Source organism: Nonomuraea sp. 3N208, assembly GCF_052245935.1.
Lineage (GTDB): Bacteria > Actinomycetota > Actinomycetes > Streptosporangiales > Streptosporangiaceae > Nonomuraea.
Map to the genome: position 1 here is coordinate 245,248 of NZ_JBQQBR010000004.1, position 12,198 is coordinate 257,445.

The following is a 12,198-nucleotide window of genomic DNA, read 5'->3' on the forward strand; positions in this document are numbered from 1 at the left end:
CATCGCCGCGTTGTACGCCTCCCGGGCTGCTGGTGGCCGCCGCCACCACGCAGGTCAGCCCGGAGCCTTCCGGCTGAGGTGCTCCCAGGCCCGGTACTCCTCCGTGCGGGCCTGGTCCATCTGCTGGACCATGTCGTATGAGGCGCCCCCGACGATCAGCCGCAGCGGCGGCTCCGCCAGGCCGACCAACTCCGTGATCACCGGGGCCGCGGTACTCGGGTCGGGACCGGCGTCCTCGCCCCACATCTCGGCCAGCTGGGCGCGCAGCGGCTCGTACTCCGGGCGCGGCTCCGTCATCGTGGTGCCCCGCGTGAACAGGTCCGTGCCGTACCCGCCGGGCTGCACGATCGTCACCTTGATCCCGAACGGCGCGACCTCCATCGCCAGCGCCTGGCTCACCGAGTCGAGCGCCGCCTTGCTCGCCGAGTAGAACCCGACGGACGCGAACCCGCCGCCGGACCCCATCGAGGTGACCTGCAGGATGTGACCGGATCCCTGCGCTCTCAGGTACGGCACCACGGCCTGGGCCACCCAGACCGCGCCGAAGAAGTTGACGTCGAACTGGGCGCGGATCTGCTCCTCTGTAGCCTCCTCCACCATGCCGAGCAGCATCCCGCCCGCGTTGTTGACCACGACGTCCAGCCGGCCGAACGCCGCTGCCGCCCGGTCCACCACTTTCCGCACGGCCTCGCGGTCGGAGACGTCCAGCGTCAGCCGTACGAGGCTGTCCGGGTGAGCGGCGGCCAGGTCGTCGAGAGGGTCGAGGTCGCGCGCGGCGGCCACGACGCGGTCTCCGGCGGCGAGCGCCGCCTCGGCGAAGGCCCTGCCCAGGCCCCTAGACGCGCCGGTGATGAACCATACTCGGGCAGTCGTCATACAGACTCCTCATTGATTTAAGACGATACGGTCCGTCTCGTATCAACAGAGTATGGAGACGTATCATCCTCATGTCAAGACGGAACGTACCGTCTCGTCTCGCGAGGTGGCTCAGCGGGTTGTCGAAGACACCACCGCCGATCGAAAGACGGCGCCCGTCAGGACCGCTTGACCGTAAAGGTGGTGCAGGCCCCGCCCAGGATGGTCCCCTTGATGGCGGAGGGCCGATCCTCGGTCAGGGTCGCGCGAAGGTCGACCATCACGTACTGGCCCGGCCGGTCGATCCAGCGCTTGCCCTTCAACTGCAGGACCCGCCCGGTCACGCGGCCGCTCATGGCGAAGGAGCCGGCAGGCACGCCGGGATTGCTGGGGTCGGCCTCGAAGGCGAAAACGGCCTCGAGCTCACCCGACGACGTCTCTTTGATCGTGAGCTCAAGCGCGGTCTTGCCTTGGTCGCACACGTAGGTGCCGGCCCACCGGCCGGCCACCGAGGCGCGCTTGGGTGCCGGAGTCTCCACGATGGCGCTGGGGCTGGCGACCGCGACCGGCTCCTGTTGCTGCCGGTTGACCACGAACACCACAACGGCGGCGATCGCCGCAAGCAAGATCACGATCCCGGCGATCAGCCCGACCACCAAGCCGGTCGAGCTCTTCGACGGGGCCGGCTGGGCAGGCGGGAGGGCGTGAGCAGGCGCCTGCACCAAGGTCGGCCCGCCCTGCCCGGCTCCGTGCAGGAACGCCAGCACCTCCTGCGCGGTCGGCCGGTATTGAGGCTGCTTGGCCAGGCACCGGTCCACGATGGGCTGGAGTGACTGGGGCAGCCGCGACAGGTCCGCCGGGGTGTGCAGCACCCGATGGGACACGGCCGGAACGCCGTCTTCACCGAAAGCAGGCACCCCGGTCGCGGCGTAGATCATCGTCACGGCCCAGGAGAACAGGTCGGACGCCGGTCCCGCCGGATGACCTGCCACCTGCTCCGGCGACAGGTGGGCGGGCTCGGCCGCCGGCTCCTGCAGCCGCGCGAAGCCGAACTCGATCACCTTCGGCCCGTCAGGGCCGAGCAGCACGTTGGCGGGCTTGAAGTCCAGGTGTGCGATGCCCGCCCGGTGCATCGCCGCCAGCGCGGCCATCGTGCTGGTCGCCAGCCAGTGCAGCTGACCGGCGTCACGTGGGCCCTCCCGGCGGATCCACTCCGCCAGGGATACGCCGTGCACGTATTCGCTCACCACGTAGAGCCGGTCACCGTACATCCCGGCTGTCAGCACCCGCGCGCAGGACGGCTCCGTGACCTGCTGCGCCGCGGCCACCGCGCGCTGCGTCTCGGCGTCACCCGCGGACAGTAACTTGATCGCCACATGAGCGCTCGCCGAGCGGCCCAGGTAGACGACCGACCGCCTCCCCCGGCCGAGCACACCGACGAGCGCGTACTCACCCAGCTGCGCTGGATCCGCCTCCGTTAACGCTTGCACCCCGTCCATATGGATTCCGACCATAACGACGTAAGCCCCTCGCGTGAAGAGTGCGCCCGGCAGAGCTGGCCACGCGCGCGCAAGGGCATCAGGGCCGGTTCAGCGAAGGGTGGCGGTGAAGGTGCGGCCGTGGGCGTGGCGGGTGGTCGCCTGGATGAGAGTGCCGCCCGGCACGGGCCGTACCGTCACCCCCTCGTCGGCCGCCTCGAGCCTGAGAGGCCGGCCGGACACGACGACGGCGACGCGGTCGCGTTTCATGGTGGGGTCGGACAGGGCGACGACCGTACGCTCGCCGGACCGGACGATGACCGAGGCGGGGCCGTCGATGAGCAGACGCTCGGCGTGGCGCGGGCCGTCGGCGAAGACGTTGGCGGCGACGATCCCCAACGTCTTGTGCTTGATCGCTTGCACGTGCCGGTTGTTGGCCACGACGACCAGCGGGCCGTCCGCATAGCCGCGCAGGCGGGTCTCGGTGGCGTTCGGGACCAGGGCGTAGGCGAGGGCGGGTTCGTCGCCGGTGGCGGGGTGGGTGATCGAGGCGGTGAAGACGTTCTTGGTCACGCTGGTGTCGGGGTTGGCCGTGCGCACGACTCTGCGGCTACGGGTCACCGTCTCCACCCCGGCAGTGACAGGCTGCCTGGTGAGGAAGGCGTAGCCGATCGCGGTACGGCGGGTGCCGTTGGCGTAGTGGAGCCAGCGCGGCGGCGTGGTGTCGCCCGCCTGCCAGGCCCCGCCGTCCCAGCCCGCGCCGGTGAGCACGACCGTGTCGCCGGGAGCGGCGATGCGGCTGTCCACGGTGGTCACCGCCGCACGGCCGCCCTGACCGGAGACGCCCGCGGCCAGCACCACGATCTCCTCGTCGAGCATGAACCAGGACTTGGTCGCGCGGGCGTTGCGGTAGGCGACGAAGTCGTCGGGCAGGATGCCCGCCTGTTTGGCGGTGTAGGCGGCGTCGTCGGACTGAACCATGCCGGCCGCGCCGTACGCGCCGAGCGTCGCGCCGCCGGAGAAGGCGTTCCCGGCGCGGGGGAAGTACACGTAGGTGTTCTGGGACTCCGAGGAGGAGGTGAAGTTCAGCGGATGACCCGGGTTCTCGTACCAGAACCGGCCGTACAACTCGGGCACCGTCCGCCGCTCCTCCACCGGCGCGGTGATCCCGGCCAGCCGGTACGGCGAGACGGCCGTGTAGTAGTCGACGCCGAAGACCTCACGCTGGTCCTCGCCCGCGAGGTAGAGGTAGTACGCACCGTCGCCCTGGAACCAGGGCATGAGGTTCTCGCCGTTCATGTACTCGTACTTGCTGATGCGATCCGAACTGCGCGCCAGGGCGAAGGCGTAGCCGGGGCGCCGGTGGACGGTCCTGTCCATGGCGTTGTACGCCAGCGAGCGCTCGGGCGGATTCAGGTCGGCGGCCGGGATCGCGGAGTCGGTGCGGATGGCCGTGTAGCGGGCGATGCTGACCGGGGAGACGAAGGCGGCCGGGTCGGCGGCCGGCAGGAACTTGACGTACTTCTTCAGGGCGAGAGCGCCCGCGCCCTCGACGTGGTCGGCCAGGTCTGCGATGGCCTCCACGATCACCCCGACGTCGGCGTAGCCGGTGGTGGTGCGCGAGACCGCCCGCCCCTTGACGATCTCCATCATCCACCCCTCGAAGATCAGCGGGGCGAAGCCGTCGGCGATCCAGCGGTACACCACGCCGGGCAGATCGGAGGCGCCGCCGCTGGTCGCGCCCTCGAGTGTCTTGAGGGTCTGCACGACGCGGGTCAGCAGGGCCCTACCGTAGGAGCCGGTGTAGGCGACCGAGTGGTGCTGGATGAACGAGCCGTCGCGGTAGTAGCCGTCGGTGACCCCGTGCTGGAGGTTGTAGGGGTCGATCGTGGCGAAGACGGTGGCCTGGTCGGAGATGGCCTTGCCGACGCGGGCGTCGTCGCCGGTGAGGGCGCCCTGGAGGATCCGGTTGCCGGTGATGTCGGCCAGGTTCGCCCCGGTGTGGAAGCGGGAGTCGAGGTCGACGTCGCCGTTCTTGCCGTTGCGCAGGTACGCGTCCATCGAGGCGATGTACGTCGTCGCCAGGTCGGGGTGTTCCTCCCGCACCCGTTCGGCCAGCAGGGCCAGCGTCCTGCTCACGTGCGTGGGGATGCCGATCTCCCAGTTGTGCCAGTTGCCGTAGTAGCCCTTCGACTGGTCGCCGAAGTAGCGCTCGTGCAACCACTGCAGGCCGTCGGCGACCCGCCGCTGGGCAGTGATGTCGTCGTTGAGCTCCCCGCTCGGGGTGCGGGTCGCCAGCGCGATCTCGTACAGGTATTGGTACGCCAGTCGCAGATTGACGTCGTCGGTGCCGAGCTTCAGGCCGGCGAACAACTCGCCGTCGGCCGCCTGGTCCATGGCGGTGAGCCGCTGTCTGGCGGTCCTGACAATCGCCGCGAGCTTGCCGGCGACCTCGGGGCGGGCATTGACGTCCGGGGTGCCCGCGAAGATCGCCACGGTGTTGGCGAGCAGCCGCGTGTGATCAATCCCGGCCGCGGCACGCGAGGGGGAGGTCACGGCGAGCAGGCCGGCGGCGGGGAGCAGGGAAAGAACCTGGCGACGAGACATATGCGGCACGACGAGCTCCAGGCCGTTGCGAGGGTAGGCCGGGCTTACCCTACATGATCTACTTTTGTCAGCCCAGGACTTGCAGGGTGGGAGTGCGGACGAGCGGACGCGTGCCGGGCCGGGCCGGCGGAAATTGGGCGGCGTGGCGCAGACCTGGAGGGATAGTCTTCCCTGCGTGAGCTGCCCCGGATCGGCGTGCACCGATCATCCCAGGCCGTCCCGCACCGTCCCGTGCGGGCCATGACGGATGGAGACTGACACGCGGCCGGCGACCGGCTCGTTGTGGCGGGACCGTGACTTCCTGATCTTCTGGTGCGCGCAGACGCTGTCCGTGGCGGGCGACTCGTTCGCGCTCATCGCGGTGCCCCTCCTCGTCCTGAACGTCACCGGCTCCGTCGCCCAGATGGGCCTGCTCACCGGCGTGTCCGGGGCGGCGGCGGTGGCGGCCGGGGTGTTCGCGGGGGTGCTCGCCGACCGGTTCGACCGGCGTCGGCTGCTCATCGCCTGCGACATCATCCGGCTCGTCCTGTACGTGACGATCCCGGTGGTCTGGGTGTTCGGTCAGCACGTCTGGCTCCTGTACGCGGTGCTGCCGATGGCCGCGGCCGTGGGCATGGTCTTCCAGGTCACGTACGTCGCCGCGGTCCGCGGCCTGGCCGGCGAGCAGCGGGTCACCGAGGCCAACGGCATGCTGTACGCCACGGCCGCCGCGGCGGGCATCCTCGGCCCCACCCTCGCCGGGGTGGTAAGCGGCCATTTGGGCCCGACCGCCGCGATCGCCATTAACGCCGCCAGCTTCGGGCTGTCCGCGGCCGGCGTCCTGCTGACCCGCGCCTCCCGGTACGCCGTCGAGGCCGTCGAGCCCGCCCCCAAGGGACGGCCGTGGCGGGAGCTGCTGGCCGGGGCGGAGTTCCTGTTCCGGCAGCCGGTGCTGCGGACCCTGACCGTTCTGCTGTCGTTCTTCATCTTCATGACGCTCGGGTTGACGGACATCGTGATCTACCGGCTGAAGCACGACCTCGGCCAGGCGGATTCCGTGGTCGGCGTGGTGCTGGGAGTCGGGGCGGCGGGCACGATGGTCGGCTCGATGCTGGTGGCCCGGATGCGGCGGATCCTCGGGTTCGGGCCGCTGTGGATCGGGGCGCAGGTCGTGTCGGGGCTGGCCATTCTCGGCCTCGGGCTCGCCGGCTCGGTGTGGGGTGTGGCCGCCATCATGGCCCTCTATCTGGCGTGCGTCAGTCTGGCGGGCATCTGCTCCATGTCGCTGCGGCAGCAGGTGACACCCGCTCACCTGCTGGGCCGGGTGACGTCGGCCTTCTGGACGATCCACTTCTCACTCGGGCCGGTGGGCGCGGGCGCCCTCGGCTGGGCCGCCGCGCGCTACGGCGCGACGGCGGTTTTCGTCTTCGCCGGAGCGTCCTGCCTGGTGCTGGCTCTGGTCGCGCTCGTCACGCCCGTCCGACAGCGCCACCCTGAGCGCGCATGACCTCCGGTCAGGTCCGCCGAGCGGCCTGAAACAGCGGCTCTCAGAGCGTTGACCGCGCCCGTCTGCCAGACAGGTAGACCGCTGTTCCGGAGCACGCCGCGGCGACGAGAAGCATCGCCACGAACACCGGCGAGGTATTGACCATTGCCAGGTTGTGCCCCAGTCCCGCTATGACGGTGAGCTGGACCGCCGCCAGCAGCTCCGGCTGCGGCCTTTCCTGGAGCGCCTGTGCGGTCATGAACAGCAGCATCAGGAGGGCGGGCACGTAAACAGGAATCTGCGGGTAGCTCGAGCCGCCCTCCCACAGGTAGACGCCGCACACGTCCGCAACGACCAGGATCGTGGCCGCCGCGCCCAGTACCATCGGCGGCCGCGCCTCGCCCGCTCGCCAGCGCTGAACCACGCGCGTCACGAAGAACCCGAGCAGGACGACGACGGCCGAGAACACCACCAGCCAAGGGGTTTCCTCACCGGGATCGTCCCCCAGGTCGTGGGTGAACTGCTCGTTGACGAAGATCATGGCGAGCACGACCGCCCCGCCGACGGCTCCGGCGGCTTTCGACCAGCCTCGGCCGGATTGGGCCAAGACCGTCTCCGTGAACACGACCAGGAGGATCATCCCGAGCAAGACCATGCCGGCCGTGCTGATGCCCCCGTCGTGAGCGAACACGCCGAGGTGCAGCGCAACCAGACCGGCGGACACGCCGAGGCTCACGGCGCGCCAACGGCCTTCCGGCAGCAGGCCGACTCCGAATGCCGCTGCGATCAGGAACCACAGCCAGAGGATGTAGTCAGCGACCGGCGCTCTGCCGAACCTGTGGAGCAACTCGAAGGCGTAACCCGGGCCGAATATCAGCAACAGTCCTGACAGCAGCGCCAACCCACGCAATGTGAGGACCAGCCACGCAGGCCTGCTCGACGTGCCAGAGGCCCTGTCCGCCGACCCGGCGCGGCCGACGTCCGCCGGTGCGGTGCTGCTGACGTCCGCGGGTGCGGCGCGGCCGACATCCGCGGGTGCGGCGCTGCTGACGTCCGAGGGCGCGGCCCGGCCGACATCCGCGGGTGCGGCGCGGCCGACGTCGGCGGACGTGCGACGGTCGCCGTCCGCAGCGGTTGCATGGTCGACATCCTCGGGCGCGACGGCGGACGAGAGGTCCGGCGCGGAAAGGGTCGCGGCCGTCGAGGCACGGACCTCGGGGGATGGGGCGCGAGAGGATGCCGCCTTCGAGGACGGCGCGGAGGAGGGTGGCGAGGACGGCGCCGAGGAGGGTGGCGTGGGCGGCGCGGCAGGGAGGCCGAGGGCGCGTGCCGCTGCTGCCGAGACGGACCGGCTGTCGTCGTGGGCCAGCTCCTCGAGTGCCAGCCGCGCCGCGAGCGCGAGCCCGGCGTGGCGGCTGTCCCGTAACCGCTCCAGCTCGCCGATCGCACCCTCCCTGATCTTGGCGATCGGGTGGTCGATGGCCTCCTGAAGTTCCGCCGGCAGCGACGCGGGCCGATCCACAGGCCGGCCGCGCCGCGCGATGATCAGGTCACCCTGCACATCGAACGTCCACTTGCCCGGCGTCTGGTTGGGCGTGACGGCCCGTACCTTGTCGTAGACGAAGTCGTACAACTCGTGGATGCCTACATAGCCGTCCTGGTCCTGGTCGGCCTCGCCGGTCTCGAGCCCTTCCACCAGCGCTCTGGTGAACACCGAAGGCGAGGTCGACTCCTGAGCGTCGGCGAGGTCGGTCCCGTCGAAGGCGTACTGCAGGGCGTTGGAGGCCGTGATGACGACCCGCCCGCGGCCACCGAACTGATCCTCGACGTGGACGTCCGTCCCGGCCCTTGGCAGCGCGCCACGCGCGAAGGCGCCCGCGTAGCAGCAGTCGAGCAGCAGGACGATGCGCCGGCAGCGGCTGCGCCCCATCTGCCGGTTGACGAACTCCGCGGACACCGCAGTGGCGCCGAGCCTGTTGAGCTTGGTGCTGGGCGTGGCGAAGTACAGTTCGCCGTTGTCGTTCTTGACCCCGTGGCCGGAGAAGTGCAGCAGCAGCAGGTCGTCGGGGTGGCGGTCGGCGAAGAACTCCTCCACGGCCTCGTTGACGACGGCGGTGGGCTCGTTGAGCATCGTGCGTACGTCGAAGCCGCCGATGGCCTCGTCGCCCAGCACCCTGGCGAGGGCCTCGGCGTCCAGTGCGGGCGCCCGCAACCGCCGCAGCCCCGGATCGCGGTACTCGTCGCCGGCCACGATCAGCGCGAGACGGCGCCCCACCTGCGCGGGTGAGTCCTGTTGCCTGCGGCGGCGTAACCATACGTCGGTGAGCCGGCGTTGTTCCTCGGACCGAATGCCGGTCAGCTCGAGTGCGTCGCCGTCGATGTCCAGTTTGACCGAACGGTGCTGATGGCGATTGAGCCAGGCGGTCACGGCGTTCACGATCGCGGCCAGCAGCTCCGTGCCGGCAAAAGCGATCACCAGGCCGCCGAGCGTGAACGACAGAACCGCCCTGGTGCCTTCAGGGGCCTCCCCCGCCTCGGCGCCGCTCACGACCACGTCCAGGTCGAGCAGCTCGTCCCTGAGTCTGGCGGTGGCCTCGTCCAGCTCCTGGGGATCCGCGGCGAGGTCGATCACTCGTAGCTGCAGCCGCACCGTCTCGCTCATCATGAGCTGCCTCCGGAAAGGTAGGACACCGCGAGGACGGCACCTGGCGGCCAGGGGCTCAAACCCCTGTACCGGTATCGCCAACGATCACCTTGCCGCTACCCGCAGTCGCTTACCGTCCCCTCCCGGCTACTCCGGTTCCGCGTCCAGGCGCCAGATCATGCCGTTGGTGAACGGCATCTCCTCGGCCTCGGTGTGGTCCTCGCCGACCGCCCACACCGACGCCGACCCGGGACGCCTGGCGAGTCCCGCCACCGACCGGCCCCTTGGTGATCGGGTACGTCTTCCACTTCCCGCCGGTGAAGCGGCCCAGGCCGCGGGAGACGGTGGTCCAGATGCCACCCGCGCCGTCGGAGACGATGCTCCCGCCGACGGTGAAGCGTTCGGGCATGACGTTGACCAGCCACCGGCCGCCACCCCACCTCATCAGCACCGGCCGGGTGCACATGGTCTCCTCTTCCCCGCAGACCCAGTACATCGAGCCCAGCACCCACACCTCGCCCTGCTCGCCCACCGCGAGGTCGAGCACCATCGTCTCCCCCTGCTTGGCCCCGTACAGGCGAGGGATCGGCGGGTGAGGGAGCAGGCTCCAGCGGCGATCGCTCCCTCGGGCCAGGGTCACCCGCCCGTCCTTGGCTCCCGCGATCCACATCTGGCCCGACGCGGTCCCCTCCAGGGCGCGGACGCCGAAGGGTGAGCGCTGGGCCTGCCAGCGCTCACCGTTCCAGTGATGCAGCGCGTCGTACGTGGCCGCCCAGACATCGTCACGCCCGAACACCGCGGCCCCCTTCACTTGGGCACTGTCGAGCACGGACAGCATCCACGACGTGCCGTCCCAGCGGGCCGCGCAGCCGTCGGGGTCGCTGCTCGCCACGGTCGCGGGGCAGTGGCCGAACACCCATAGGCCCCCGTCGCCGGAGGCTGCGACCTCCTGCGGTTCCACCACCTGATCGAGTTCCGGCAGCTCCTGCCAGCGCACGCCGTCCCACTGCAGCGCGTACGACAGCTGGCGGATCGGGCCGCAAGGATTGTCCTGCCTGGGGAATTGGCGGTCCCCGACGGCGTAGACCGTGCCGTCGCGCAGCGCGGCCGCGCCAAGGAAGCGGTCCCTGTAGGGGTAGGTGTTGTAGTGCACGAGGCGCGCCCCATCCCCGGATGGAAGCGGCGGCGGGGTGGGCGGCAGGGTGGAGTTCGGATCGAGGTGGCAGCGGCGTCCCGGCGAGGTCTTCCCCGAGCCGGGGGACGCTTTCGCCTGCGGCCTCGGCGCCGGGTCCGCTGCGCCGGAGCCGGTCACGGGCGAGCATCCGGCCGCCAGGAGGGCCGCCGCCAGGCCTAAGACCGCCAGCCCTGAGACCGCCCGGCCGGAAAACCTCGCATTCCACCGCATGCGAGGCATCCTGTCATCACCCCGCTCCGATGCGCAGGAGGCACATCAAGTCCGTCGCGCGTACGCGTTGGCCTGGGCGGTGTAGAGCCGGGCATAGGATCCGCCTGCGGTCAGCAGGTCGGTGTGGCTGCCCTGCTCGACGATACGCCCGTCGTCGATGACGACGATGTGGTCGGCCATGTGCACGGTGGAGAAGCGGTGCGATACGAGCACGGTCACCGCTCCGTGCGCGGCGGCCGCCGCGCGGGCCTGGGCGGTGAAGTTCTCGAAGAGCTCGTGCTCGGCCTGCGGGTCGAGGGCCGAGGTGGGTTCGTCCAGGATGAGCAGGAGAGGATCGCGGCCGAGCTGGGGTCGGGAATGTCGAACGTGTCGGGCTCCACGGCTCCCCGCAGCTCAGGAACGGCACTGATCTTTCGGGGGCCAGGTTAGTTCAATCGATCGCCAAACTAATCTGGTTTTTTTCCCACGCCGGGCGGACCTAGTTCCACGGGGATGAGGTTTCTCTCGGCGCACGGAAAACCGGTGGACCGCGTCGCTACGGTGGCTCGTATGAGCATCGTGGACATCGACCGGTTTGTTGCCGAAGGGTTCGCCAAGCTGGAGGCGGCCGTGCCGCGCGAGGTCGGGGACGCTGCCAGGGCGCTGGTGTGGCAGCAGATCGGCCTGTCGCCCGACCAACCGTCCGGCTGGCTGCAGCCCGTGGTGTGGGCTGCCGACCTGACCGGCCAGGGCCCCTTCGGGGAGCTCGTGCGCAGCCCGCGGCTCCATCAGGCGCTGGATGAAGTGGCCGGACCCGGCGGGTGGGTGCCGCGTGGGTCCCTGGGCAACATGCCGATCCGCTTCCCCGGCGTGGCGCCGGTCGACGATCGAGGCTGGCACATCGACGCCTCCGTGGCCAGGCCCGACGGCTCATGGGCCGTGTCGGGGCGGCCGGAGACGATGTTGTTGCTCACATTGCTGTCGGACGTGGGCGACGACGACGCGCCGACCCGCATCAGGGTGGGCTCACATCGTGACGCCGAGCGGGCGCTGGGCGAGCGGGCGCTCGACCCGTTCGAGGCCGGCCCGCTGCTGGATGCGGCCTCGAAGGACCGGCCGATCGCGTACGCGACCGGGCAGCCGGGTGACATCTACCTCGTGCACCCGCTGACCGTGCACGCGGCCGACGAGCACCGCGGGACGCGGCCGCGTTTCATGGCCCAGGGGCCGGTGTTCCTGACCGCGCCGGTGGCGCCGGGGGAAGGCAACGCCCTGGCGCGCGCCGTACTGGCGTGATCGCCGGCACGTAAAGCACCGAGCCCGGCGTCACAGCACCAACTCGGCGAGGTCCACCGCCTCCGCCATGGCGCGGGCCCCCGCGTGCCGCTCCAGGCGCGCCAGGGCATGCTCGCCGACCTCGTCCACCAGCAGCCGGTTGCCCGAGATTCCCTGGTTGACCACCCAGCCGTGCTGCAGCCGCGCGTTGAGCGCGTCCACCGAGCGCCGGTTGGCACCCATCAACCGGCGGTGGTCGGAAGTGGATGCGGTCGTTCGACAGGTCTCGAGATGGCAGAAGTAGGCCTGCCCGTCTCCGGTGTGCGTTCAGTGTTCCGAACGGCCCTCGTCGACCCGATGGACGCGTGTCCAGGTGGCGCCGCACCGGCAGGCGTACTCCTCGACGAGCTCTCCGTCTTCGGTGACGGCCAAGCCGTTGTTGACGCGGACGTGGACGTGATCGCTCACGGGGGCTTCCTTCGGGGATCAG

11 protein-coding genes are annotated in these 12,198 nt (G+C 70.4%); 3 read left to right on the plus strand and 8 right to left on the minus strand.

What is annotated here, in order from left to right:
- Nucleotides 1-54: 54 nt before the first annotated feature.
- From ACTWPT_RS07450 to ACTWPT_RS07460, 3 genes are all read right to left on the minus strand, one after another.
- Nucleotides 55-876, minus strand: coding sequence for an SDR family NAD(P)-dependent oxidoreductase (locus ACTWPT_RS07450; RefSeq protein WP_443176497.1), 822 nt, complete (start codon nucleotides 874-876; stop codon nucleotides 55-57).
- Between the two features lie 158 nt (nucleotides 877-1,034).
- Nucleotides 1,035-2,354: a serine/threonine protein kinase gene (locus ACTWPT_RS07455; protein WP_443176498.1), complete on the minus strand. Its 1,320-nt coding sequence runs from the start codon at nucleotides 2,352-2,354 to the stop codon at nucleotides 1,035-1,037.
- A gap of 90 nt (nucleotides 2,355-2,444) precedes the next feature.
- The gene (locus ACTWPT_RS07460) at nucleotides 2,445-4,940 is read right to left on the minus strand and encodes a polysaccharide lyase family 8 super-sandwich domain-containing protein (RefSeq protein ID WP_443176499.1); all 2,496 of its coding nucleotides are present in this window, start codon (nucleotides 4,938-4,940) and stop codon (nucleotides 2,445-2,447) included.
- A 247-nt stretch (nucleotides 4,941-5,187) separates the two neighbouring features.
- Here ACTWPT_RS07460 and ACTWPT_RS07465 point away from each other — a divergent pair, with 247 nt between their 5' ends.
- Complete coding sequence (locus ACTWPT_RS07465; protein WP_443176500.1) at nucleotides 5,188-6,426, plus strand: MFS transporter; 1,239 nt, start codon at nucleotides 5,188-5,190, stop codon at nucleotides 6,424-6,426.
- Nucleotides 6,427-6,466: 40 nt separating this feature from the next.
- On the opposite strand, the gene ACTWPT_RS07470 is transcribed toward ACTWPT_RS07465, so the two are convergent.
- The 3 genes from ACTWPT_RS07470 to ACTWPT_RS07480 all read right to left on the minus strand — a co-directional run bounded on the left by ACTWPT_RS07470 (nucleotide 6,467) and on the right by ACTWPT_RS07480 (nucleotide 10,667).
- Entirely contained in the window at nucleotides 6,467-9,070 is a 2,604-nt protein-coding gene (locus ACTWPT_RS07470) for a caspase family protein (protein WP_443176501.1), read from the minus strand.
- A 109-nt stretch (nucleotides 9,071-9,179) separates the two neighbouring features.
- Nucleotides 9,180-10,454, minus strand: coding sequence for a hypothetical protein (locus tag ACTWPT_RS07475; protein ID WP_443176502.1), 1,275 nt, complete (start codon nucleotides 10,452-10,454; stop codon nucleotides 9,180-9,182).
- Nucleotides 10,455-10,499: 45 nt separating this feature from the next.
- A complete protein-coding gene (locus ACTWPT_RS07480; RefSeq protein ID WP_443176503.1) occupies nucleotides 10,500-10,667 on the minus strand; it encodes a hypothetical protein in 168 nt (55 codons plus the stop codon).
- Here ACTWPT_RS07480 and ACTWPT_RS07485 point away from each other — a divergent pair.
- Together ACTWPT_RS07485 and ACTWPT_RS07490 are read left to right on the plus strand one after the other, a co-directional pair.
- Nucleotides 10,653-10,883 (plus strand): hypothetical protein, encoded by a 231-nt coding sequence (locus tag ACTWPT_RS07485; RefSeq protein ID WP_443176504.1) that lies wholly within the window; start codon nucleotides 10,653-10,655, stop codon nucleotides 10,881-10,883. The two genes, ACTWPT_RS07480 and ACTWPT_RS07485, sit on opposite strands and share 15 nt — an antisense overlap.
- A gap of 120 nt (nucleotides 10,884-11,003) precedes the next feature.
- Entirely contained in the window at nucleotides 11,004-11,729 is a 726-nt protein-coding gene (locus tag ACTWPT_RS07490; RefSeq protein ID WP_443176505.1) for a phytanoyl-CoA dioxygenase family protein, read from the plus strand.
- A gap of 30 nt (nucleotides 11,730-11,759) precedes the next feature.
- Here the strand turns inward: ACTWPT_RS07490 and ACTWPT_RS07495 are convergent, their stop codons facing one another.
- Both ACTWPT_RS07495 and ACTWPT_RS07500 read right to left on the minus strand, forming a co-directional pair.
- On the minus strand, nucleotides 11,760-11,951 hold the full coding sequence (locus ACTWPT_RS07495) for a hypothetical protein (protein ID WP_443176506.1): 192 nt from the start codon (nucleotides 11,949-11,951) through the stop codon (nucleotides 11,760-11,762).
- Nucleotides 11,952-12,035: 84 nt separating this feature from the next.
- Nucleotides 12,036-12,176 (minus strand): hypothetical protein, encoded by a 141-nt coding sequence (locus ACTWPT_RS07500; RefSeq protein ID WP_443176507.1) that lies wholly within the window; start codon nucleotides 12,174-12,176, stop codon nucleotides 12,036-12,038.
- Nucleotides 12,177-12,198 lie beyond the last annotated feature (22 nt).

What these genes read in the sequence shown, in the direction of transcription:
- ACTWPT_RS07450 (WP_443176497.1), bottom strand. Translation starts at nt 876, where the DNA reads ATGACGACTGCCCGAGTATGGTTCATCACCGGCGCGTCTAGGGGCCTG.
- ACTWPT_RS07455 (WP_443176498.1), bottom strand. Translation starts at nt 2,354, where the DNA reads ATGGACGGGGTGCAAGCGTTAACGGAGGCGGATCCAGCGCAGCTGGGT.
- ACTWPT_RS07460 (WP_443176499.1), bottom strand. Translation starts at nt 4,940, where the DNA reads ATGTCTCGTCGCCAGGTTCTTTCCCTGCTCCCCGCCGCCGGCCTGCTC.
- ACTWPT_RS07465 (WP_443176500.1), top strand. Translation starts at nt 5,188, where the DNA reads ATGGAGACTGACACGCGGCCGGCGACCGGCTCGTTGTGGCGGGACCGT.
- ACTWPT_RS07470 (WP_443176501.1), bottom strand. Translation starts at nt 9,070, where the DNA reads ATGATGAGCGAGACGGTGCGGCTGCAGCTACGAGTGATCGACCTCGCC.
- ACTWPT_RS07475 (WP_443176502.1), bottom strand. Translation starts at nt 10,454, where the DNA reads ATGCGGTGGAATGCGAGGTTTTCCGGCCGGGCGGTCTCAGGGCTGGCG.
- ACTWPT_RS07490 (WP_443176505.1), top strand. Translation starts at nt 11,004, where the DNA reads ATGAGCATCGTGGACATCGACCGGTTTGTTGCCGAAGGGTTCGCCAAG.
- ACTWPT_RS07495 (WP_443176506.1), bottom strand. Translation starts at nt 11,951, where the DNA reads ATGGGTGCCAACCGGCGCTCGGTGGACGCGCTCAACGCGCGGCTGCAG.